The organism is Streptomyces sp. YIM 98790 (assembly GCF_011421595.1).
In the GTDB taxonomy this organism is placed as follows: Bacteria; Actinomycetota; Actinomycetes; order Streptomycetales; family Streptomycetaceae; genus Streptomyces.
The window spans coordinates 1-23,625 of record NZ_WTLH01000039.1; the positions used below are offsets into that span (position 1 = coordinate 1).

Here is a 23,625-nt window from a genome sequence, read left to right on the forward strand (position 1 = left end):
CGGCGGCGCCGCCGGGGCCCGGCAGCAGCTGCCCGCCCGGCCCTCCGGCCCGGCCGTCTCCGGCACGGGACGGCCCTTCGGGGCGGTCCCCGCACCGGATGCCGGGCGGCAGGACCGGGCGGGGCACGGCAGCGGTGCCCGTCCCGCGTCAGCGGCCGCGCAGCGCGCGGTAGCGGGTGACCAGTGCGGCCGTGGAGGCGTCCAGGCCGGCGGCCTCGGCCGTGGTCTCGCCGGTGAGGGCCGGCTCGACGCGCTTGGCCAGCACCTTGCCGAGCTCGACGCCCCACTGGTCGAAGGAGTCGATGTTCCACACCGCGCCCTGCACGAACACCTTGTGCTCGTACAGCGCGACCAGCTGGCCCAGCACCGAGGGGGTGAGCTCGGCGGCCAGGATGGTGGTGGTGGGCCGGTTGCCGTGGAACGTGCGGTGCGGCACCAGTTCCTCGGCCACGCCCTCGGCCCGCACCTCCTCGGCGGTCTTCCCGAAGGCCAGCGCCTGCCCCTGGGCGAAGAGATTGGCCATGAGGAGATCGTGGTGCTCCGCCAGCCGGGGCGGCAGCCCGGCGACCGGCCGCGCGAAGCCCAGCAGGTCGGCCGGGATCAGCTGGGTGCCCTGGTGGAGGAGCTGGAAGTAGGCGTGCTGCCCGTTGGTGCCGGGGGTGCCCCAGACCACCGGCCCGGTCTGCCAGCCGACCGGGGTGCCGTCCCGCTGCACCGACTTGCCGTTGGACTCCATGTCCAGCTGCTGCAGATAGGCGGTGAACCTGGACAGGTAGTGCGAGTACGGCAGCACCGCGTGGGAGCGGGCCCCGAAGAAGGCGCCGTACCAGACGCCCAGCAGGCCGAGCAGCATCGGCGCGTTGGCCTCGACCGGGGCCTCGCGGAAGTGCTCGTCCACGAGGTGGAAGCCGGCCAGCATGTCCCGGAAGTTGTCCGGGCCGATGGCCACCATCAGGGACAGGCCGATCGCCGAGTCGTAGGAGTAGCGCCCGCCGACCCAGTCCCAGAACTCGAACATGTTGGCGGTGTCGATGCCGAACTCGGCCACCTTGGCGGCGTTGGTGGAGACCGCCACGAAGTGCCTGGCCACCGCCTCCTGCCCGGCGCCCAGACCGTCCAGCAGCCACTGCCGCGCCGACGTGGCGTTGGTGAGGGTCTCGATGGTGGTGAAGGTCTTGGAGGCGACGATGAACAGGGTCTCCGCCGGGTCCAGGTCGCGCACCGCCTCGTGCAGGTCGGCGCCGTCCACATTGGAGACGAAGCGGCAGTCCAGCTCCCGCGCGGTGAACGCACGCAGCGCCTCATGGGCCATGGCCGGGCCGAGGTCCGAGCCGCCGATGCCGATGTTCACCACGTTGCGGACGGGGCGGCCGGTGTGCCCGGTCCACTGGCCGGAGCGCACCTTGTCGGCGAAGACCTGCATCCTGGTCAGCACCGCGTGCACGGCGGGCACGACGTTCTGCTCGCCCTGCGGTCCGGCCGTGGTCACCACCGCGTCGTGCGGCACCCGCAGCGCGGTGTGCAGCACCGCCCGGTCCTCGGTGGTGTTGATCCGCTCGCCGCGGAACATCGCGTCCCGCAGCCCGGGGACACCGGCGGCCACCGCCAGATCGCGGAGCAGCCGCACCGTCTCGTCCGTGATCAGGTTCTTGGAGTAGTCCAGGGCCAGGTCGCCCACCTGTACGGTGAAGCGTCCGGCCCGGCCGGCGTCCTCGGCGAACAGCTCACGCAGGTGCGTCTCCCCGAGCTGCTTGCGGTGGGTCGCCAGGGCATGCCACTCCGGCATCCGGTCCAGCCTGGCCCGGTCTGCTGCGTTCATCTGTCGATTCAGCCCATCTGTCGAACAACACTGGCCCCGCCGGCCCCCACGCTAGTCGATCCCGGACCGGCGGTGCGCTCCCCACCTGCCCCGGGCGCCCGTGCGGGGATCACTGGGCACGCAGAAAGGCGCTGGTCGCCACCTGGCCGACCCAGCGCAGCCGGGTGTCGCCGCGCTTGAGGTACTCCTCGGTGGCCTCCTCCACCCCGGGCCACTGGCGGGCTCCGTAGTCGTCCAGCACCACCACGGCGCCGGGGGCCACGACGGTCTCCACCCACTCCAGATCGGCCAGCACGCCCTCCCGGGCATGGTCGCCGTCGACGACGACCAGCCCGTAGCGCCGGTCGCCGGCCGCGGCCCGCACCGCCGGGTCCTGGGAGAAGCCGCGGCACAGCCGGAGACGGCTCTCCTCGACCCCGCACAGGGCCAGGTTCGCCCGGATCAGGGATTCGCTGATGGGGGTGCCGGCGGCATCCTCCACGGACTCCTCGCGGCCGTGCTGGATCTGCCGGGCGGCCACCGGGTCGACCAGGGTCAGGTGGTAGTCCAGGCCGGCGCGCAGCACCTGGCGGACCACCGCGCCGGCGAACAGCCCGTACAGGCAGCCGATCTCCAGGATCTCGCCGTTCGGCGGCCGCAGCAGCGGCACGGCGGCCAGCTTGCCCACGATGTTGGCGGTGCCGCCGGCGATCCGGCCGACGCCGCGGTTCTCCACCTCCAGCAGGGTGCGGTAGGCGGTGGCGGTCTCCCGGCCGGCCGAGGACACGCCGCAGACATCGGCCACCTCGGAGGCGAGCCTGCGCAGCTGGCCGGGCTTGACCCGCCGGTCGCGGCGGCCTTCCGGGCCCCAGGCCGCCGCCACCGAGGCGGTGACCTGGGCGGTGGCGGCGCCGTCCCCGGCGGCCGGGGAGGCCGCGGTGGCCGGGGAGGCCGGGGAGGCCGCGGTGGCCGGGACCGCCGCGCGCAGGGCCAGCAGTTCGGCGCTCATCCGGTCCACCGTCCGCTGGAGTTCGGCGATTGTTCTCCGCTGGTCCGAGCCGGCGCGGCGGATGCGCCGGTCGGTGCGGGCGTCGAGCTGGCGGAGAACCGGACGGAGAACCGCGCGGGCGAGCCGGCGCGGCGTTGACGGCTTCGGCATGGCACGACACTAGTGAGGGGATGCCGGTGCGTCGCCCTCTTCGGCCCGCCTTCACCAGACGTTGGCCATCCGGCAAACCTGCCGTCGCCCCGGAGACCCCGGCACCCCGGGAGGCCCCCTGGCGGCCCGCGTGTCACCGCCCCGGGGCGCCGCCGGTCACGGTGCCGGCCAAAGGATCAGCAGGAGGGTCAGAGCTCGCCGCGCAGCTTGGCCAGGGCCTCGGCCAGGATCGCCTCGCCGTCCGCCTCGCTGCGCCGCTCCCGGACGTAGGCCAGGTGCGTCTTGTACGGCTCGGTTCGCGGCGGGTCCGGGGGATTGTCCTGGTCGGTGCCGGCCGGGAAGCCGCACCGGGGGCAGTCCCAGTTCTCCGGAATCTGCGCGTCGGAAGCGAAACTGGGCCGCGTCTCGTGCCCATTGGCGCACCAGAACGAGACCCGGACCCGCGGTGCCGACTCGCCGCGCTCGGATTCACCCATGGGCCCCGCCCCGACCCGGCTGCCGCGAATCGCGTTGCCACCTGCCACGGTCGTACTCCCTGCCTCACGTGCTGCGAAGTCGCCTCAGTCTATGCAAGGTTCAACGCCAGTCCAGGGGCGTGGTTACTGAATTGCGATGTGCTCGCAACCCACCGGGCGCGCGCCGGGCGCTGCCTCACTTCATCAGCAGGCCGAGCACCACGATGATCGCGAACCAGATCAGGCCCACCACGATGGTGATCCGGTCCAGGTTGCGCTCGGCCACCGAGGAGCCGCCCACCGAGGACTGCATGCCGCCGCCGAACATGTCGGACAGGCCGCCGCCCTTTCCCTTGTGCATGAGCACCAGCAGCCCCAGCAGGAAGCTGAACACGACAAGGGCGATCGAGAACCCCACGACCACGGCTGGACCCACTCTCTCGGACACTCGGGAACGGCTGGACTGCGCAACGACAACGGTACAAAGCCCGGGCGCCCCCCAATGTACAGGCTCCCGGGCGTCCGGCCACAAGACCGGGCACCCGGGAGAACCCGGTGTGGGAGGGAGGGCGGGACCGGACGGGGGGACGGGACCGGCGGGCGCGCGGCCGGTCCCGCCCGTGGTCACTGGTCCCGGTAGCGGACGATCCGGACGAATTCGTCGGCGTCCAGCGAGGCGCCGCCGACCAGGGCGCCGTCCACGTCCGGCTGGGCCATGATCGCCGCGACGTTGGACCCCTTGACGGAGCCGCCGTACTGGATGCGGACCCGGTCCGCGGTCTCCTGGCCGTAGACCTCGGCGAGCCGGCCGCGGATGGCCGCGCAGACCTCCTGCGCGTCCTCGGGGGTGGCCACCTCACCGGTGCCGATGGCCCAGACCGGCTCGTAGGCGATCACCAGGCCGGCCGCCTGCTCGGCGGTGACGTCGTGCAGCGCGCCGTCCAGCTGGGCCAGGGTGTAGGGCACGTGGTCACCGGCCCTGCGGGTGTCCAGGCCCTCGCCGATGCACAGGATCGGGGTGAGCCCGTGCTTCAGGGCGGCCTTGACCTTGGTGTTGCACACCTCGTCGTCCTCGCCGTGGTACTGGCGGCGCTCGGAGTGGCCCACCACGGCGTAGGTGCAGCCCAGCTTGGCCAGCATCGCCCCGGAGACCTCGCCGGTGTAGGCGCCGGAGTCGTGGGCGGAGATGTCCTGGGCGCCGTACCTGATCTTCAGCTTGTCGCCGTCGACCAGGGTCTGCACCGAGCGCAGGTCGGTGAACGGGGGCAGGACGGCGACCTCCACGGCCGCGAAGTCCTTGTCCTCCAGGGCGAAGGCGAGCTTCTGGGTGTGGGCGATGGCCTCCAGGTGGTTGAGGTTCATCTTCCAGTTGCCCGCCATCAGCGGAATGCGAGTGGTCATGTCTGCCGGTTCCTCGGTTCGTCCTCGGGTGTGCGTGCTCGGGCGGTCGGGCGGGGCTTCAGACGGCCAGGGCGGCCAGGCCGGGCAGGGTCTTGCCCTCCAGGTACTCCAGGCTGGCGCCGCCGCCGGTGGAGATGTGGCCGAAGCCGGCCTCGTCGAAGCCGAGCAGCCGCACCGCGGCGGCGGAGTCGCCGCCGCCGACCACGGAGAAGGCCGGGCTGTCGGTGAGCGCCTGGGCGATGGTGCGGGTGCCCTCGGCGTAGTCCGGGTGCTCGAAGACGCCCATCGGGCCGTTCCAGAACACGGTGCCGGCGTCGGCCAGCCTGGCCGCGTAGAGCTTCCGGGACTCCGGGCCGATGTCCAGGCCCATCAGCTCACCGGGGATCTCCGCGGCGGCCACGGTGACCGGCTCGGTGGGGGCCTTGGCGGCCAGGTCCGGGAACTCCGCGGCGGCCACCACGTCCACCGGGAGGACGAACTCCACACCGCGCTCCTCCGCGCGCCGCAGGTACGTCCGGACGGCGTCGAGCTGGTCCTCCTGGAGCAGCGACCTGCCCACCGGGTGGCCCTGGGCGGCGAGGAAGGTGTAGGCCATGCCGCCGCCGATCAGGATGCGGTCGGCCTTGTGGAGCAGGTTGTCGATGACGCCGAGCTTGTCGGAGACCTTGGCCCCGCCGAGCACCACGGCGTAGGGGCGGGCCACGTCGTGGGTGAGCCGGCGCAGCACGCCGACCTCGGTGGCGATCAGGTAGCCGGCGGCGTGCGGCAGCCGCTGCGGCAGGTCGAAGACGGAGGCGTGCTTGCGGTGCACGGCACCGAAGCCGTCGCCGACGTAGAGATCGGCAAGGGCGGCGAGCCGGCCGGCGAAGTCTCCGCGCTCGGCCTCGTCCTTGCTGGTCTCACCGGCGTTGAAGCGGAGGTTCTCCAGCAGGGCCACGCCGCCGTCGGCGAGCGCGGCGGCGGCATCCCGGGCGGAGTCGCCCACGGTGTCGTGGGCGAAGACCACGGAGCGGCCCTCGGGGGCGAGGAGTTCACCGAGCCGGGCGGCCACCGGGGCCAGGGAGTACGCCGGGTCCGGGGCGCCCTTGGGGCGGCCCAGGTGGGAGGCCACCAGGACCCTCGCGCCGGCCGCGGCCAGGGCGTTGATGGTGGGCAGGGCGGCGCGGATGCGGCCGTCGTCGGTGATGCGCCGGGCGCCGGGCCCGCCCTCCAGGGGGACGTTCAGGTCGGCGCGGACGAACACCCGCTTGCCCGCCACGCCCTCCGCGATCAGTTCGTCGATCGTCTTCATGTCGATTCGGCTCCTGCCAAGTGCTGTGCCAGTCGGGGGATCTCGCACGACAGGACCCGTGCGGCGCACGGGCCCTATCGTCATCTCACGTTGCCTGCCGGGCTTGGTCAGAGCCGCTCGCCGACGTAGACGGTCAGGTCGACCAGGCGGTTGGAGTAGCCCCACTCGTTGTCGTACCAGCCGACGATCTTGACCTGCTTGCCCTGTGCCAGGGTGAGCAGCGAGTCGAAGGTGCAGGAGGCGGGCCAGTTGACGATGTCCGAGGAGACGATCGGGTCCTCGGTGTACTCCAGGATGCCCTTGAGCCGGCCCTCGGCGGCCTTCTGGAACGCGGAGTTGACCTCGTCCCGGGTGACCTCGCGGCTCAGCTCCACGACCAGGTCGGTGACCGAGCCGGTGGGCACCGGGACGCGCATGGCGATGCCGTCCAGCTTGCCCTTGAGCTGCGGCAGCACCAGGGCGGTGGCCTTGGCGGCGCCGGTGGAGGTCGGGATGATGTTCTGCGCGGCGGCCCGGGCCCGGCGCAGGTCCTTGTGCGGGAAGTCCAGGATGCGCTGGTCGTTGGTGTAGGCGTGGACGGTGGTCATCAGGCCCTTGACCACACCGAAGTTCTCGTCCAGCACCTTGGCCATGGGGGCCACGCAGTTGGTGGTGCAGGAGGCGTTGGAGATCACGTGGTGGCCGGCCGGGTCGTAGTCGCCCTCGTTGACCCCCATCACCACGGTGAGGTCCTCGTTCTTGGCGGGGGCGGAGATCAGGACCTTCTTGGCGCCGCCGGCCAGGTGCTTGGCGGCGTCCTCGCGCTTGGTGAAGATGCCGGTGGACTCCACGACGACGTCCACGCCCAGGTCGCCCCAGGGCAGGTCGGCCGGGTTGCGCTCGGAGAGCACCTTGATGGTCCTGCCGCCCACCGTGATGCTGTTCTCGGTGTGGGTGACCTCTGCGTCGAGGCGGCCCATGATGGTGTCGTACTTCAGCAGGTGGGCCGTGGTCGCGGTGTCGCCCAGGTCGTTGACGGCAACGACCTCCACATCCGCCCCCTGGTCGAGCAGGGCCCGGAAGTAGCTGCGTCCGATACGGCCGAAACCGTTGATACCTACGCGGATCGTCACGGAACCGATCTCCTCGTTGGTGCGCCGGTGGCGGCCACCGGCGGAGCTGTTTGGGATGTCCCCGACCACCCACGACCCTACCGCGCCGGGCCCGCCGCCGTGACATTGACCGGGGCCTGTCCGGCCGCGCCATCCGGCCCTACTTTCCGGTAACCGCGGGCTCGCCGCTCACCTGTCGCGCGGCGCGCTCAGCCGCTGGTCACTCGGGGCACGGGCGCCGCCCCGGCGGCCGGCGGAGCGGTCGCGGAACGGGCGCGGAACGGGCGCGGAACGGGCGGCCCGAAGGGCCGTCAGCCGACCATCTCCTCGGTCAGGTTCGCCTCGGTGCCGGGGATGCCGAGGTCGGCGGCGCGCTTGTCGGCCATGGCCAGCAGGCGGCGGATGCGGCCCGCCACGGCGTCCTTGGTGAGCGGCGGGTCGGCCAGCGCGCCCAGCTCCTCCAGCGATGCCTGCTTGTGCTCCATGCGGAGCCGGCCGGCCGCGGCCAGATGGTCCGGCACCTCGTCGCCCAGGATCTCCAGAGCCCGGGAGACGCGGGCGCCGGCCGCCACCGCGGCCCGCGCCGAGCGGCGCAGGTTGGCGTCGTCGAAGTTGGCCAGCCGGTTGGCGGTGGCCCGCACCTCGCGCCGCATCCGGCGTTCCTCCCAGGCCAGCACCGACTCGTGCGCCCCGAGCCGGGTCAGCAGCGCGCCGATGGCGTCGCCGTCCCGCACCACCACCCGGTCGACGTTGCGCACCTCCCGGGCCTTGGCGGCGATCTGCAGCCGGCGGGCGGCGCCCACCAGGGCCAGGGCTGCCTCCGGGCCGGGGCAGGTNGCCCACCAGGGCCAGGGCTGCCTCCGGGCCGGGGCAGGTGACCTCCAGCGAGGAGGAGCGGCCGGGCTCGGTGAGCGAGCCGTGGGCCAGGAAGGCGCCGCGCCAGGCGGCCTCGGCATCACAGGTGGCGCCGGAGACGACCTGCGGCGGCAGGCCGCGGATGGGCCGGCCGCGGCCGTCCACCAGGCCGGTCTGGCGGGCGAGCTGCTCGCCGCCGGCCACCACCCGGACCACGTAACGGCTGCCGCGGCGCAGCCCGCCGGGCGCCATCACCACCAGGTCGGAGGCGTGTCCGAAGATCTCCAGGACGTCCCGGCGCAGCCGGCGCGCGGCGATCCCGGTGTCCAGCTCGGCCTCGATCACGATCCGGCCGCTGACCAGGTGGAGTCCGCCGGCGAAGCGCAGGATGGAGGACACCTCCGACTTGCGGCAGCAGGTCCGGGTCACCGGGAGCCGGGAAATCTCGTCCTTCACCGCTGCCGTCATCGCCATGGGCCGATCCTTCCATGCATCCGAAAAATACGGTCGTACGCGGCGGCCAGCAGCTCGGGGTCGTGTCGCGGGGCCCCGTCGGCGGCGGCCACCGGCGCCAGCTCGACGGTGGCGCCCAGCCGCTGCTCCGCCACGGCGCGCAGGCTGTCCTCGTCGGGCACCGCGGAACGGTCGGCCAGTACCACGTCGAAGGCGAGTTTAGGGGCGTGTTGTACCAAAACCTCCACATGACGCTGCGGAGAAAAGCCATCGGTTTCGCCGGGCTGGGGGGCGAGATTGAGCGAGAGCACCCGCCGCGCCTTGGTCTCGGTGAGTGCCTCGCGCAGCTCGGGCACCAGCAGATGCGGGATCACCGAGCTGAACCAGGAGCCGGGCCCGAGGACCACCCAGTCGGCGTCCCGCACCGCGCGCACCGCCTCGGGCACGGCCGGCGGATCGGCCGGTTCCAGGCGCACCCGCTGCACCTCGCCGGGGGTGAGCGCCACCGTGGCCTGGCCGCGCACGGTGGACATCTCCTCGGGCCGGTCCGGATCGTGCCCGCGCACCAGGGCGGTCAGCTCCAGCGGCACCGCGGACATGGGCAGCACCCGCCCGTGCGCGCCGAGCAGCCTGCCCACCAGGTCGAGCGCCTGCACATGGTCGCCCAGCTGCTCCCACAGGGCCACGATCAGCAGATTGCCCACCGCGTGGTCGTGCAGCTCGCCGCGGCTCTTGAAGCGGTGCTGGATCACCTCCGACCAGGTGCGGCCCCAGTCGTCGTCCCCGCACAGCGCGGCCAGCGCCTTGCGCAGATCGCCCGGCGGAAGCACGCCCAGTTCGTCGCGGAGCCGGCCGCTGGAGCCGCCGTCGTCGGCGACGGTGACCACGGCGGTCAGATCCCCGGTGATCCGGCGCAGCGCGGTGAGCGAGGCGGACAGGCCGTGGCCGCCGCCGAGCGCCACGACCTTGGGCTGGGCGCCGCGCCGGCCCCGCAGCCCGCGCAGGGTGCGCAGGCTGCGGCCGGGGCGCACGGTCCCCGGACGCTCGGGGTGTCCGGGGGCGCGGCCCTGACCCGCGGTGCCGGCCGTCATTACTCGCGTCCCATGTCCCGGTGCACCACGACGGTCTCCACCCCTGCGTCGGAGAGCCGGCGGGCCAGCTTCTCGGCCATGGCCACGCTGCGGTGCTTGCCGCCGGTGCAGCCGATGGCGATGGTCACATAGCGCTTTCCCTCGCGGCGGTAGCCGGCCGCGATCAGACTGAGCAGCTCGGCGTAGTGGTCCAGGAACTCCTTGGCGCCGGGCTGGCCCATCACGTAGGAGGAGACCTCCTCGCTGGTGCCGGTGTAGGGGCGCAGCTCGGGCACCCAGTGCGGGTTGGGCAGGAACCGCACGTCCATCACGTGGTCGGCGTCCACCGGCAGGCCGTACTTGAAGCCGAAGGACATCACGGTGGCCCGCAGCTCGGGTTCGTCACCGCTGGTGAACTGGGCGTCCATCTTGGCGCGCAGCTCGTGCACGTTGAGGTTGGAGGTGTCGATCACCAGGTCGGCGTCGCCGCGCAGCTCGCGCAGCAGGTCCCGCTCGGCGGCGATGCCGTCCACGATGCGGCCCTCGCCCTGGAGCGGATGCGGGCGGCGCACCGATTCGAAACGGCGGACCAGGGCGTTGTCGGACGCCTCCAGGAAGACGATCCGGCGGGTGACGCCCATGGCCGCCAGATCGGCCAGGGACTCGCGCAGGCTGTCGAAGAAGCTGCGCCCGCGGACGTCCACCACGACGGCGATCCGGGCCACGTTGCCCTGGGAGCGGGCGCCGAGGTCGACCATGGTGGTGATCAGGGCGGGCGGCAGGTTGTCCACCACGAACCAGCCGAGGTCCTCCAGGGTGTTGGCCGCGGTGGACCGGCCGGCCCCGGACATGCCCGTGATGATCACCAGCTCGGGGAGGGCCAGCCCTTCCTCGGCATGCCCGGCGGACGCCGGTTCTTCCTGCGGTGTTCGCTGCTCCTGCATCGGTTCTCCCCCGTGGTTCTCGTATCTCTCCATGATCGCCTGCCCGCGTCCGGCGCCGGGGGCGCTTCCGCCCCGTGGACGCCCGGTCAATCCTCCAGGATTTCCCCGGTGGCGGTGTTCACGGCGGGTGCCGGCGGCGCGCCGGCGGCCAGGGCGGCCGCCACCGCCTCGGCGGTCTTCGGGCCTATGCCGGGCACCTCGCTGATCTGTTCCATGGTGGCGGCCCGGAGCCGTTTCATCGAGCCGAAGTGCTTCAGCAGCGCCTTTTTCCTGGTCTCCCCCAGGCCGGGCACCTCGTCCAGCGGGCTGCGGCGGACCGCCTGGGCGCGCTTGCCGCGCTGGTAGCGCAGGGCGAAGCGGTGGGCCTCGTCACGCACCCGCTGGAGCAGGTAGAGGCCCTCGCTGCTGCGGGGCAGGATGACCGGGTCCTCCTCGCCGGGGAGCCACACCTCCTCCAGCCGTTTGGCCAGGCCGCACACGGCGACGTCGTCGATGCCGAGCTCGTCCATGGCGCGGCGGGCCGCGGCCACCTGGGGCGGGCCGCCGTCCACCACCACGAGCTGCGGGGGGTAGGCGAACCGCTTGGGGCGGCCGTCCTCCTCCACGGGGGACGACGCGCTCCCCCCGCTGTCCGGTTCCGTGCCGCCCGTCCCACGGCCGGGCCCCGCGGTACCGGGGCCGGCAGCTGCGGAGGCGTCGAGCGGGCCGTCCGGAGCGCCGGCCCCGGGGGAGCCCGTCCACTCCCCGGAGCGCTCCGTCTCCCGCAGGTAGCGCCGGAACCGGCGGGAGATCACCTCGTGCATGGCGCGGACGTCGTCCTGGCCGGCGAAGCCCTTGATCTGGAAGCGGCGGTACTCGCTCCTGCGGGCCAGGCCGTCCTCGAAGACCACCATGGAGCCGACCACGTCCTCGCCCTGGAGGTGGGAGATGTCGTAGCACTCGATGCGCAGCGGCGCGGAGTCGAGCATCAGGGCCTCGGCGATCTCCTCCAGGGCGCGGGAGCGGGTGGTGAGATCCGAGGCCCGCCTGGTCTTGTGCAGGACCAGGGCCTGCTGGGCATTGCGGGCGACGGTGGCCAGCAGTTCCTTCTTGTCGCCGCGCTGCGGCACCCGCAGGTCGACCCGGGCTCCACGGCGCTGGGTGAGCCACTCGGCGAGCGGGGCGGCCGGCTCGGGCAGGGCGGGCACCAGCACCTCGCGCGGCACGCCGCCGCTGCCGGAGAGCTCCTCGCTGCCGCCCTGCTCGTCGCCGTAGAGCTGCTGGAGGGCGTGCACCACCAGTTCGGGGGTGGTGACGTCCTCCACCCGGTCGGTGACCCAGCCGCGCTGGCCGCGCACCCGGCCGCCGCGGACGTGGAAGATCTGGACGGCGGCCTCCAGTTCGTCCTCGGCGAGGGCGATCAGGTCGGCGTCGGTGCCGTCGGGCAGCACCACGGCGTTCTTCTCCATGGCGCGGCGCAGGGCGTCGATGTCGTCCCGCAGCCGGGCGGCCTTCTCGAACTCCAGCTCCTCGGCTGCGGTGTGCATGGCCTCTTCCAGGCGGCGCAGATGGGCGCCGGTACGGCCGGCCATGAAGTCGCAGAACTCCTCGGCCAGGGCGCGGTGGTCCGCGGCGCTGATCCGGCCGACGCAGGGGGCGGAGCACTTGTCGATGTAGCCCAGCAGGCAGGGGCGGCCGGCCTGGGCGGCGCGCTTGAAGACCCCGGCGGAGCAGGTGCGGACCGGGAAGACCCGCAGCAGCAGGTCGACCGTCTCCCGGATGGCCCAGGCGTGGGCGTAGGGGCCGAAGTACCGCACGCCCCTGCGGCGCGGGCCGCGCATCACCTGGGCGCGGGGGAACTCCTCGTTGAGCGTGACGGCCAGCGAGGGGTAGCTCTTGTCGTCCCGGTATTTGACGTTGAACCGGGGGTCGTACTCCTTGATCCAGGTGTACTCCAGCTGGAGTGCCTCCACCTCGGTGGAGACCACCGTCCACTCCACGGAGGCGGCGGTGGTGACCATGGTGGCGGTGCGCGGGTGCAGCCCCGCCAGGTCCTGGAAGTAGGAGGACAGACGCTGCCGCAGGCTCTTGGCCTTGCCGACATAGATCACCCGGCGGTGCTCGTCCCGGAACCGGTAGACGCCCGGGGAGTCGGGGATCTGGCCGGGCAGGGGCCGGTACGTGGAGGGATCTGCCATGACTGCAACCCTACTCACCGTCAGTGACAACCGGAGGCGGTGCCGGCCGGCTCACCAGCCGCGCTCGCGCCAGGCCGGCAGGTGCGGGCGCTCCGCGCCCAGCGTGGTGTCGGCGCCGTGGCCTGGATAGACCCAGGTCTCGTCGGGCAGCCGGTCGAACAGCCTGGTCTCCACGTCGTGGAGCAGCCGCTCGAAGGCTGCCCTGTTGCCGGAGGTGCTGCCCACTCCGCCGGGGAACAGGCAGTCGCCGGCGAACAGGTGCGGATGGCCGTGCGGGTCGTCGTAGCACAGCACCACCGAGCCCTTGGTGTGGCCGGTGATGTGGCGGACGGTGAGCACGCACGCGCCGACCCGCAGCTCGTCGCCGTCGTCCAGCGGCACGTCGGTGGGGACCGGGATGCCCTCGGCGTCGTAGCGGCCGGCGCAGGTGCGGGCGCCCGTGGCGCGCACCACCTCGGCCAGGGCCTGCCAGTGGTCGGCGTGCCGGTGGGTGGTGACCACGGTGCCCAGGCCGTCCGCGCCGATCAGCCGGAGCAGCACCTCCGGCTCGGCCGCGGCGTCGATCAGCAGCTGCTCGTCGGTGCGGCGGCAGCGCAGCAGATAGGCGTTGTTCTGCAGGGGGCCGACGGCGACCTTGGAGATGATCAGCTCGGCCAGTTCGTGGACGGCGGGCGCCCCGCCGGCGACAACCTTTCCGGTGTAGGTCATGACCTGCGGCTTTCTCGGAGGGGACGGATCGGGCAGCGGATCGGGACGGCCCGGTTCAGAGCGGGGGCAGCACCGGCAGGGCGGCGCCGGACGCGCTGCCGGCGGTCAGCCCGGTGCCCGTGGTGCGGCCGGCCAGCCAGCCGGTGAGGGCCGCCGGGGTGCCGGCCACCACCAGCGGCTCGCCGCCGGGACCGCCGGTGCGCCAGCGGCGGCCGTCCTCGGCGCGCAGCTCCAGGGCGGGCACCTGCGGGTGTCCGGCGAAGCGGCGGGTGAGGTAGTCCACGGCACGGTCGGTGAAGGCGCCGGGCAGGTCGCCGACGGTGCGGCCGATGCCGAGGTCGATGTGGTGCAGTTCCACCTCCACCCAGCGCCGGAACGGGACCGAGGAGGCACGGTCGGTGACACCGCCCCGCAGCTCCACGGTGGCCGCCCACTCCTCGTCGGTCAGCCTGTCCCAGGCCGCGGCCAGCCGGGCGGCACTCTGCCGCAGATCGGCGAGGTGGACGTCCGGCGGGCGGGGGGCGCCGGCCTCGATGTCGGCCTCCCGGGCCCGGGCGCTGGGGTACATGGGCCGCCCGGACAGGACGTTGACCAGGGCGTCGGCATTGCGGGAGAGGTGGGCCAGGACATGGCCGCGGGTCCATCCGGGCAGCAGGGAGGGTTCGCCCACGGCGCCCGGGGGGAGGGCGGCGGCGTCCGAGAGCAGCCGTGCGGTGGCGGCGGCCACTCCGGCGAGGTCCGTCACGGGTCGCGTCATGATCACCACGCTAGTCCGGTGCCCGCCGGTGCGCCATGCCCGGGCGCCGGGGCGGCCGGAACCGCGGAACCGGCCCCGCATCGAACGCGTGTGCTATATGCTGCGGAGTCCCGGGCCGGCGGCCGGCGCACGTTGTCGTACCCCCCGCCTACTCTTGAGTCCGGGGTCCGAAGATTCGCCCCGATGCCCCCGTACGGACTGGAAAGGTGCACCTCGGCGTGGCCGACCGACTCATCGTTCGCGGCGCTCGCGAGCACAATCTCAAGAATGTCTCGCTCGACCTGCCCCGGGACGCGCTGGTCGTGTTCACCGGCCTGTCCGGTTCGGGCAAGTCCTCGCTGGCCTTCGACACCATCTTCGCGGAGGGCCAGCGCCGCTACGTGGAGTCGCTGTCCTCCTACGCCCGGCAGTTCCTGGGCCAGATGGACAAGCCGGACGTGGACTTCATCGAGGGCCTGTCCCCCGCGGTCTCCATCGACCAGAAGTCCACCTCCCGCAATCCGCGCTCCACGGTCGGCACCATCACCGAGGTCTACGACTACCTCCGGCTGCTCTTCGCCCGGATCGGCAAGCCGCACTGCCCGGAGTGCGGCCGGCCCATCGCCCGCCAGTCCCCGCAGGCCATCGTGGACAAGGTGCTGGCCCTGGAGGAGGGCAGCCGCTTCCAGGTGCTCTCCCCGCTGGTGCGGCAGCGCAAGGGCGAGTTCGCCGATCTCTTCGCCGAGCTGCGCTCCAAGGGCTACAGCCGGGCCCGGGTGGACGGCGCGGTGGTCCAGCTCTCCGAGCCCCCGGCGCTGAAGAAGCAGGAGAAGCACACCATCGAGGTGGTCGTCGACCGGCTCACCGTCAAGGAGGGCGCCAAGCGGCGGCTGACGGACTCGGTGGAGACGGCCCTCGGCCTGTCCGGCGGCATGGTCGTGCTGGACTTCGTGGATCTCCCGGAGGACGATCCGCAGCGCGAGCGGATGTACTCCGAGCACCTGTACTGCCCGTACGACGATCTCTCCTTCGAGGAGCTGGAGCCGCGCTCCTTCTCCTTCAACTCCCCCTTCGGCGCCTGCCCGGCCTGCTCGGGACTGGGCGCCACCATGGAGGTGGACCCGGAGCTGATCGTGCCCGATCCGCAGCGCACGCTGGAGGAGGGCGCCCTCCACCCCTGGTCCAACGGCCACACCAAGGGCTATTTCAACCACCTGGTCAACGCCCTGGCCGATGCCCTGAGCTTCCGCACCGACATCCCCTGGGAGGGGCTGCCGCAGCGCGCCCGCAAGGCCCTGCTGTACGGCCACAAGGCCCGCATCGAGGTGCGGTACGAGAACCGCCACGGCCGGGAGCGCACCTACACCACCAGCTTCGAGGGGGTCATCCCCTTCGTGCGGCGGCGGCACGCCGAGTCCGAGTCGGATTCCAGCCGTGAGCGCTTCGAGGGCTACATGCGCGAGGTGCCCTGCACGGCCTGCGGCGGCACCCGGCTCAAGCCGGTGGTGCTGGCGGTCACGGTCAAGGGCAGGTCGATCGCGGACATCTCCGCCATGTCCATCAGCGAGTGCGCCGACTTCCTGCGCGAGCTGAGGCTCACCGCCCGGGAGAAGAAGATCGCCGAGCGGGTGCTCAAGGAGGTCAACGAGCGGCTCCGCTTCCTGGTCGACGTCGGGCTGGACTATCTCTCCCTCAACCGCGCCGCGGGCACCCTCTCCGGCGGCGAGGCCCAGCGCATCCGGCTGGCCACCCAGATCGGTTCCGGCCTGGTCGGCGTGCTCTATGTGCTGGACGAACCCTCCATCGGCCTGCACCAGCGGGACAACCACCGGCTGATCGAGACCCTGGTCCGGCTGCGGAACCTGGGCAACACCCTGATCGTGGTGGAACACGACGAGGACACCATCCGCACCTCGGACTGGGTGGTGGACATCGGCCCGGGCGCCGGGGAGCACGGCGGCGAGGTGGTGCACAGCGGCCCGCTGAAGGAGCTGCTGGCCAACGACGCCTCGCTGACCGGGCAGTATCTGGCCGGGAAGAAGAGCATCCCGGTGCCGGACCGGCGCCGCCCGGCCGACCCGGCCCGGCGGCTCACGGTGCACGGGGCCCGGGAGAACAACCTCCGCAACATCGACGTCGGCTTCCCGCTGGGAGTGCTGACCGCGGTCACCGGGGTCTCCGGCTCCGGCAAGTCCACCCTGGTCAACGACATCCTCTACACCCATCTGGCGCGCGAGCTGAACGGCGCCCGGCTGGTGCCCGGCCGGCACACCCGGATCGACGGCATCGATCAGGTGGACAAGGTCGTGCATGTGGACCAGTCCCCCATCGGCCGCACCCCCCGCTCCAACCCGGCCACCTACACCGGGGTCTTCGACAACATCCGCAAGCTGTTCGCGGAGACCATGGAGGCCAAGGTCCGCGGCTATCTGCCCGGCCGGTTCTCCTTCAACGTCAAGGGCGGGCGCTGCGAGAACTGCGCGGGCGACGGCACCATCAAGATCGAGATGAACTTCCTGCCGGACGTCTACGTCCCCTGCGAGGTGTGCCACGGCGCCCGGTACAACCGGGAGACGCTGGAGGTGCACTACAAGGGCAAGTCCATCGCCGAGGTGCTGGACATGCCGATCGAGGAGGCGCTGGACTTCTTCGAGGCGGTGCCGGCCATCGCCCGCCATCTGCGCACGCTGAACGACGTCGGCCTCGGCTATGTGCGGCTGGGCCAGCCGGCGCCCACCCTCTCCGGCGGTGAGGCGCAGCGGGTCAAGCTCGCCTCCGAGCTGCAGAAGCGCTCCACCGGGCGCACCGTCTATGTGCTGGACGAGCCCACCACCGGCCTGCACTTCGAGGACATCCGCAAGCTGATCGGCGTGCTGTCGAACCTGGTCGACAAGGGCAACACCGTGATCGTCATCGAGCACAACCTCGATGTGATCAAGACCGCCGACTGGATCGTGGACATGGGCCCGGAGGGCGGCAGCGGCGGTGGCCTGGTGGTCGCCGAGGGCACCCCGGAGGAGATCGCCGCCGTCCCGGCCAGCCACACCGGGAAGTTCCTGCGGGACATACTCGGCGAGACGGTCAGCGACGCCCCGCCCGCCCGCAAACGCACCGCGCGCAAGGCGTAGCCCGCCCCGGGCCCCGGCCGGACAGCGGTCCGGCCGGGGCCCGAAGGGTCTCCGCACGGTCACCGCTTTGCCATCGGGAAGCCTCCTGGTGGTCGACACCCGTCCGCGTCACATCCCGATACTCCAGGGGACCTCGCCCCGTTATCTGCGCTAGGCGCACATGACCGGTCGACCCCCAGGGAGCTTCTGTGGCAGCAAGGCGGCGGCACGAGCGGAGACCCGGACCGGGCAGCTGGCGGCTGCTGCTGCGCGGCGCCGCGGTCGCGGCGCTGGCCCTGGGGCTGGTACCGCCGGCCGTGCCCTCCGCCGCCGCCGGACCGGCCCGGATCCCGTCGGCCGTGGAGTTCCCGGCCGCCGACCCGCTGGCCGGGGATGCCGCCGCCCGGGCCACCGCCTTCGAGGAGGCGCTCGGCGTGCCCGACGCGGAGGGCCTGGAGCTCTCCCGCCGGGAGCGGACACCCGCCCCGGGCGTCGGACTGACGTCGGTTCAGCGCCGCGAGGCCGACGCATGGCTGAACGTCCACCAGCTCACCGTCGATCTCGGCCAGGACCTCTCCGTCGACCACCTCGGGCCGGAGACCCTCACCGAGGGCCGCTCCCTCTCCGAGCTGACCGCGGCCCACCGGCCGGGCCCCGGGCGCGCCACGGTCGCCGCCTTCAACGCGGACTTCTTCGACATCAACGTCACCGAGGCACCCCTCGCCCCGGGCGTGCGGAACGGCGAACTGCTCCACTCCGGCACCCCCGGCCGCAGCCACGCGGTCGGCATCGACGACGACGGCACCGGCCGGGTGCTCCAGATCCACTTCGCGGGCAAGGCCGAGACCGCCTCGGCGGGCGAAATCCCGCTCGCCGCCTACAACTCGCCGCAGATCCCCGAGGACGGCATCGGCGTCTTCACCGACGACTGGGGCGCGGCCGACCGGGCGCTGACCGTGCGCGGCAGCCCGGGCGTCACCGAAGTGCTGGTGGAGGACGGCGAAGTGACCTCCGTGTCGGAGAAGCCGGGCTCCGGGCCGCTGCCGGAGGGCGTCACCGCACTGCTCGGGCGGGACGCCGGGGCCGCGGCACTGGCCGGGCTGGCCGCCGGCGACCGGGTCGCGCTGGACTACTCGGTGCGCACCGACGACGGGCAGCCGCTGCCGCGCACCGCGGTGGGCGGGCAGGAGCTGCTGGTCAGCGACGGACGGCCGCACAACTGGGAGGGCGCGCCCAACAATCTGGCCGCACCGCGCACCGCGGTGGGCTTCTCCCGGGACGGCCGCCGGATGTTCGTGCTGGTGGTGGACGGCCGGCAGGCCCACTCCGGCGGCGTCACACTGACCCGGCTGGCCGGGATGATGCAGCGGCTGGGCGCCTGGGAGGCACTCAACCTGGACGGCGGCGGCTCCGCCACCCTGCTGGCCCGCGAGCCCGGGGACGCCGCGCCCCGGCTGGTCAACTCGCCGTCCGACGGCCGGGAGCGGGCGGTCCCGAACGGGCTGGCGGTCACCGCGCCCACCGGCAGCGGCGACCCGGCCGGCATCACCGTCCGGACCGTGACCGAGCCGGCTCTCGCCCCCACCGCCGAGGTGATGGGCGGCGGCCGGCCGGAACGGGTCTTCCCCGGCCTGACCCGTGCGCTGTCCGCGGTCGGGCACGACGAGACCTACGGCCCGGCGCCGGCCGCGGCCCGGGACGCGGTCTGGTCGGCGGACGGCACGGCCCACGGGAGGATCGGGGCCGACGGGGTGTTCACGGCCGGACGTCCGGGCACCGCCGAGGTGCGGGCGGCGGCCGGCGGTGCCCGGGGCTCGCTGCGGCTCACGGTGATCGGGCACCTGGCACGGCTGACCCCCACCCAGCAGCGGATCGGCCTGTCCGGGGCCGGGGACACCGCCTGGTTCGGGCTGCTGGGCCATGACGCCACCGGGACCAGTGCCCCGGTGGAGCCCGCGGACGTGACCCTGGAATACGACCGCTCCCTGTTCGCCGTCGAACCGGATCCGCGCAGTGGCGGCTTTCTGGTGACCGCGCTGGCCGGCGGCTTCACCTCGGGACGGATCACCGCCACCGCGGGCGGGGTGAGCACCGTGCTCGGCGCCGGCATCGGCCTGGAGGAGACCGTGGTGGCGGACTTCGAGAACGCCGGGGACTGGCGGTTCAGCCACAGCCGGGCGGCGGGCGCGGTCTCCGCCGTCCCGGACGGCCACGCGGGCACGGCGCTGCGGCTGAGCTACGACTTCACCCTCTCCGAGGGCTCCCGGACCGCCCGCGCCGCCCCGCCCGCGGACATCCCGGTGGCCGGCCGGCCGAGCGCCTTCGCCCTGTGGGTGCACGGGGACGGCCGCGGGGCCTGGCCGGCCCTGCACCTGCTGGACGCCACCGGCACCAGCCGGGTGCTGCGCGGCCCGTACATCGAGCACCAGGGCTGGCGGCGTCTGGTCTTCGAGGTGCCGGACGACGTGCCGCACCCGGTGTCGGTGCACCGGTTCTACCTCACCGAGACCCGGCCGCCGGTGCGCTACCAGGGCGAGATCCTGATCGACGAGCTCACCGCGCTGACCCCGCAGGACATCGCGCTGCCGGAGGAGCCCGGAGGGCCTGCCGCCGACCCGGTGTTCGCCGACGGCGCGGCCGTGGCCGGCCGGGACTGGCGCTTCGCCGTGCTGTCGGACGCCGGGCTGGACGCCGGACGGCCGGACGGCGAGGAGGCCCGCGGGGCCCGCGCCGCCCTGGCCGAGGCGCAGGCGGCAGGTCCGGAGCTCGTGGTGATCAATGGTGACTGGGTGGCCGAGGGCACCCGGGAGAATCTGCTGTTCGCCCGGGAGCTGCTCACCGAGGAGCTGACCGTGCCGTGGGTCTATGTGCCCGGCGACGCCGAGGTGCGGGGCGGCTCACCGGAGCGGTGGGGGGAGGTGTTCGGGGAGTCCCGCCGCGTCTTCGACCACCGCGGGACCCGGTTCCTCACCCTGGACACGTCCAGCCGGTCGGTCAGCGGCGGCGGCCTGGAGCAGTGGCTGGAGCTGCGCACCCGGCTGCTGGACGCCGCCCGGGACAAGAGCGTCGGCGCGGTGGCGGTGATCGCGCACGTGCCGCCGCGGGACACCTCGGGCCGGGACACCGGGCGGCTGACCGACCGGATGGACGCCCTGCTGCTGGAGCAGTGGCTGACCGGCTTCCGGGCCGCCACCGGCAAGGGCGTCACCTTTCTCGGCGGCCAGGCCGGCCTGTTCGACGCCTATCTCCACTCCGGGGTGCCCTATGTGCTGGGCGGCGGGCTGACCGGGACCCCCTCGGTACCCGAGGACCGGGGCGGGGTCAACGGCTGGACCCTGGTCGGCGTGGACCGGCTCTCCGGCTCCGACTGGACCGCCGTGCGGCGCCACCCCCACCGGGGCGGCCCGGACTGGCTCTCCGCCGAGGTCCGGCCGGCCGGTGCCGGCGGCACCGGCTGACCGGGCCGGCGGCCCGGGGCGGCGCCGCCGGCACCGGCTCACAGATGGGGCAGGATGGCCGGCAGCAGGTGCTGGAAGGTCTGGCCGCTGGCCGGGGCACCGATGGCCGTCATGGACCAGCCGCCGCCCTGGCGCTGCACCTTGGCCATGATCTGCCCGGTGACCGGGCCGCCGCCGGTGAGGGTGTAGCGCGCCATCTCCACCCCGGTGGTCTCGTCCACCAGGCGGCAGAAGGCGGCCTCCACCTGGGCGAAGGTCTGCCCGGTGAAGGAGTTCACGGTGAACACGATCTGGTCCACGCCGGCCGGCACCCGGGTCAGATCCACGCGGATCGTCTCGTCGTCCCCGCCGTGGCCGGCGCCGCCCACCAGGTTGTCCCCGGAGTGCGCCACCGAGCCGTCCCGGCTCTTGAGCTGCCGGAACCACACCGCGTCGGCGATCTGCCGGCCGGAGAACAGCACCGCCGACGCGTCCAGGTCGATGTCGCCGCCGCCCATCAGCCGGCCCAGGAAACCCTTGCGCTGCACCGCCTTCCAGCCCAGACCCATGCGCACCACGGTGAGCCCGGTGCCATCGTCCTTCTTCAGGCTGATGGCCTGGCCCTTGGTGAGATTGACTGCCATCTGCTCCCCGCCTTCCCGGCATCGTGCGCCGACGGCCCCGCCCCCGGCGTCCCGCGGAGGTACCGCAACCCTACTGGAGTCCGGCTTCCCTCATGTGGCGCAGTTCCTTCTTCAGCTCGGAGACCTCGTCCCGCAGCCGGGCGGCGACCTCGAACTGCAGCTCGGCCGCGGCGGCCCGCATCCGCTCGGTCAGCTCCTCGATCGTCTGCGCCAGCTCGGTGGCCGGACGGTCGGTGGGCACCGCCTCCGCCCCGCCCTTGTGCTCCGCCCGCTTCCGCAGCGCGGGCACCGGCGCCCGGCCGGGCTGGCCGTTCTTCCCGGCCCGGCCGCTGCCCGGATGACGGTATCCGGTGGCGAGGAGCTCCTCGGTGTCCACCTCCTCGCGGGCGATGGCGGAGACGATGTCGTTGATCTTCTTGCGCAGCGGCTGCGGGTCGATGCCGCGCTCCTCGTTGTACGCGATCTGCTTGGCCCGGCGGCGGTTGGTCTCCTCGATCGCCTTCTCCATGGCCGGGGTGATCTTGTCGGCGTACATGTGGACCTGGCCGGAGACGTTCCGCGCGGCCCGGCCGATGGTCTGGATCAGCGAGGTGCCCGAACGCAGGAAGCCCTCCTTGTCCGCGTCCAGGATCGCCACCAGGGACACCTCCGGCAGGTCCAGGCCCTCGCGCAGCAGGTTGATGCCGACCAGCACGTCGAACTCGCCGGCCCGCAGCTCGCGCAGCAGCTCCACCCGGCGCAGGGTGTCGATGTCGCTGTGCAGATAGCGGACCGCGATGCCCAGCTCGGTGAAGTACTCGGTGAGATCCTCGGCCATCTTCTTGGTCAGCGTGGTCACCAGCACCCGCTCGTCCCGCTCGCTGCGCAGCCGGATCTCGTGCACCAGGTCGTCGATCTGGCCCTCGGTGGGCTTGACCACCACCTCCGGGTCGACCAGGCCGGTCGGCCGGATGATCTGCTCCACCACGCCGTCCGAGCGGGAGAGCTCGTAGGGCCCGGGGGTGGCGGACAGATAGACGGTCTGGCCGATCCGCTCCAGGAACTCCTCCCACTTCAGCGGACGGTTGTCCATGGCGGAGGGCAGCCGGAAGCCGTGGTCCACCAGGGTCCGCTTGCGGGAGGCGTCCCCCTCGTACATGGCCCCGATCTGCGGCACGGTGACATGGGACTCGTCGATGACCAGGACGAAGTCGTCCGGGAAGTAGTCCAGCAGGGTGTGCGGCGGGGAGCCGGTCTCCCGGCCGTCGATGTGCAGCGAGTAGTTCTCGATGCCGGAGCAGGTGCCGATCTGGCGCATCATCTCCAGGTCGTAGGTGGTGCGCATGCGCAGCCGCTGCGCCTCCAGCAGCTTGCCCTGGCGCTCCATCTCGGCCAGCCGGGCCGCCAGCTCCGCCTCGATGCCGTTGACCGCCCGCTCCATGCGCTCCGGGCCCGCGACGTAGTGCGAGGCGGGGAAGACGTAGAGCTGCTCGTCGGCGGAGACCACCTCGCCGGTGATCGGGTGCAGGGTGGACAGCGCCTCGATCTCGTCCCCGAACATCTCGATGCGGACGGCGAGCTCCTCGTAGACCGGGAAGATCTCGATGGTGTCGCCGCGGACCCGGAAGGTGCCCCGGGTGAAGGAGGCGTCGTTGCGGGTGTACTGGATGTCCACGAAGCGGCGCAGCAGCAGATCCCGGTCGATCTCCTGGCCGACCCGGAGCGGCACCATGCGGTCCACGTACTCCTGCGGGGTGCCCAGGCCGTAGATGCAGGAGACCGAGGCGACCACCACCACGTCCCGCCGGGTGAGCAGGGAGTTGGTGGCGCTGTGCCGCAGCCGCTCCACCTCCTCGTTGATGGAGGAGTCCTTCTCGATGTAGGTGTCCGTCTGCGGAACGTACGCCTCGGGCTGGTAGTAGTCGTAATAGGAGACGAAGTACTCGACGGCGTTGTGGGGCAGGAGCTCGCGGAACTCGTTGGCGAGCTGTGCGGCCAGCGTCTTGTTGGGCGCCATGACCAGGGTCGGGCGCTGGAGGCGCTCGATCATCCAGGCGGTGGTGGCCGACTTGCCGGTGCCGGTGGCGCCGAGCAGCACGACGTCCTTCTCGCCGCCGGTGATCCGCCGCTCCAGCTCGTCGATGGCGGCGGGCTGGTCACCGCCGGGGCGGTAAGGGCTGACGACCTCGAAGGGCGCCACTGTGCGTTCGATCTGGGAAACGGGCCGCATGACCCCCACGGTACGACGCGCCGCCGACAATCGGCCGGGGCGCTGCGCCCCGGCGGCGCGGCACGGCTGTCGGTGGGCGGTCGTAGGGTG

General features: G+C 72.9%; 16 protein-coding genes and 1 pseudogene. 2 read left to right on the top strand and 15 right to left on the bottom strand.

Annotated features, from left to right (window positions below):
• Positions 1-148: 148 nt before the first annotated feature.
• The 13 genes and pseudogenes from pgi to GQS09_RS09660 all read right to left on the bottom strand — a co-directional run bounded on the left by pgi (position 149) and on the right by GQS09_RS09660 (position 14,159).
• The gene (gene pgi / locus GQS09_RS09600; RefSeq protein WP_165985579.1) at positions 149-1,819 is read right to left on the bottom strand and encodes a glucose-6-phosphate isomerase; all 1,671 of its coding nucleotides are present in this window, start codon (positions 1,817-1,819) and stop codon (positions 149-151) included.
• Positions 1,820-1,928: 109 nt separating this feature from the next.
• Complete coding sequence (locus tag GQS09_RS09605) at positions 1,929-2,957, bottom strand: class I SAM-dependent methyltransferase (RefSeq protein ID WP_165985580.1); 1,029 nt, start codon at positions 2,955-2,957, stop codon at positions 1,929-1,931.
• 188 nt (positions 2,958-3,145) lie between these two features.
• Positions 3,146-3,481 carry an RNA polymerase-binding protein RbpA gene (locus GQS09_RS09610; RefSeq protein WP_165985581.1) on the bottom strand — a complete coding sequence of 112 codons (336 nt, stop codon included), beginning with the start codon at positions 3,479-3,481 and terminating at the stop codon, positions 3,146-3,148.
• Between the two features lie 127 nt (positions 3,482-3,608).
• Entirely contained in the window at positions 3,609-3,836 is a 228-nt protein-coding gene (secG, locus tag GQS09_RS29285; protein WP_165985603.1) for a preprotein translocase subunit SecG, read from the bottom strand.
• Between the two features lie 200 nt (positions 3,837-4,036).
• On the bottom strand, positions 4,037-4,813 hold the full coding sequence (gene tpiA, locus GQS09_RS09620) for a triose-phosphate isomerase (RefSeq protein WP_165985582.1): 777 nt from the start codon (positions 4,811-4,813) through the stop codon (positions 4,037-4,039).
• Between the two features lie 58 nt (positions 4,814-4,871).
• Positions 4,872-6,104, bottom strand: coding sequence for a phosphoglycerate kinase (locus GQS09_RS09625; protein WP_165985583.1), 1,233 nt, complete (start codon positions 6,102-6,104; stop codon positions 4,872-4,874).
• Positions 6,105-6,211: 107 nt separating this feature from the next.
• Positions 6,212-7,216, bottom strand: a complete 1,005-nt coding sequence (gene gap / locus GQS09_RS09630; protein ID WP_165985584.1) for a type I glyceraldehyde-3-phosphate dehydrogenase — start codon at positions 7,214-7,216, stop codon at positions 6,212-6,214.
• Positions 7,217-7,506: 290 nt separating this feature from the next.
• Positions 7,507-8,524, bottom strand: a pseudogene (gene whiA / locus GQS09_RS09635) (DNA-binding protein WhiA).
• The gene (yvcK, locus tag GQS09_RS09640) at positions 8,515-9,594 is read right to left on the bottom strand and encodes a uridine diphosphate-N-acetylglucosamine-binding protein YvcK (RefSeq protein WP_165985585.1); all 1,080 of its coding nucleotides are present in this window, start codon (positions 9,592-9,594) and stop codon (positions 8,515-8,517) included. Before yvcK ends, whiA begins: the two are co-directional and overlap by 10 nt.
• The gene (gene rapZ, locus GQS09_RS09645) at positions 9,594-10,517 is read right to left on the bottom strand and encodes an RNase adapter RapZ (protein WP_243761253.1); all 924 of its coding nucleotides are present in this window, start codon (positions 10,515-10,517) and stop codon (positions 9,594-9,596) included. Before rapZ ends, yvcK begins: the two co-directional genes overlap by 1 nt.
• Positions 10,518-10,603: 86 nt before the next feature.
• The gene (gene uvrC / locus GQS09_RS09650) at positions 10,604-12,694 is read right to left on the bottom strand and encodes an excinuclease ABC subunit UvrC (RefSeq protein WP_165985587.1); all 2,091 of its coding nucleotides are present in this window, start codon (positions 12,692-12,694) and stop codon (positions 10,604-10,606) included.
• Positions 12,695-12,745: 51 nt separating this feature from the next.
• The gene (locus GQS09_RS09655) at positions 12,746-13,402 is read right to left on the bottom strand and encodes an MBL fold metallo-hydrolase (RefSeq protein WP_165985588.1); all 657 of its coding nucleotides are present in this window, start codon (positions 13,400-13,402) and stop codon (positions 12,746-12,748) included.
• A gap of 55 nt (positions 13,403-13,457) precedes the next feature.
• The gene (locus GQS09_RS09660) at positions 13,458-14,159 is read right to left on the bottom strand and encodes a maleylpyruvate isomerase family mycothiol-dependent enzyme (RefSeq protein WP_165985589.1); all 702 of its coding nucleotides are present in this window, start codon (positions 14,157-14,159) and stop codon (positions 13,458-13,460) included.
• Positions 14,160-14,377: 218 nt separating this feature from the next.
• Here GQS09_RS09660 and uvrA point away from each other — a divergent pair, with 218 nt between their 5' ends.
• Together uvrA and GQS09_RS09670 are read left to right on the top strand one after the other, a co-directional pair.
• A complete protein-coding gene (uvrA, locus tag GQS09_RS09665; RefSeq protein ID WP_165985590.1) occupies positions 14,378-17,266 on the top strand; it encodes an excinuclease ABC subunit UvrA in 2,889 nt (962 codons plus the stop codon).
• 188 nt (positions 17,267-17,454) lie between these two features.
• A complete protein-coding gene (locus tag GQS09_RS09670; protein ID WP_165985591.1) occupies positions 17,455-20,703 on the top strand; it encodes a phosphodiester glycosidase family protein in 3,249 nt (1,082 codons plus the stop codon).
• A 38-nt stretch (positions 20,704-20,741) separates the two neighbouring features.
• On the opposite strand, the gene GQS09_RS09675 is transcribed toward GQS09_RS09670, so the two are convergent.
• Both GQS09_RS09675 and uvrB read right to left on the bottom strand, forming a co-directional pair.
• Positions 20,742-21,326, bottom strand: coding sequence for a TerD family protein (locus GQS09_RS09675; RefSeq protein WP_165985592.1), 585 nt, complete (start codon positions 21,324-21,326; stop codon positions 20,742-20,744).
• A gap of 70 nt (positions 21,327-21,396) precedes the next feature.
• Positions 21,397-23,535 (bottom strand): excinuclease ABC subunit UvrB, encoded by a 2,139-nt coding sequence (gene uvrB / locus GQS09_RS09680; RefSeq protein ID WP_165985593.1) that lies wholly within the window; start codon positions 23,533-23,535, stop codon positions 21,397-21,399.
• Positions 23,536-23,625: the final 90 nt, after the last annotated feature.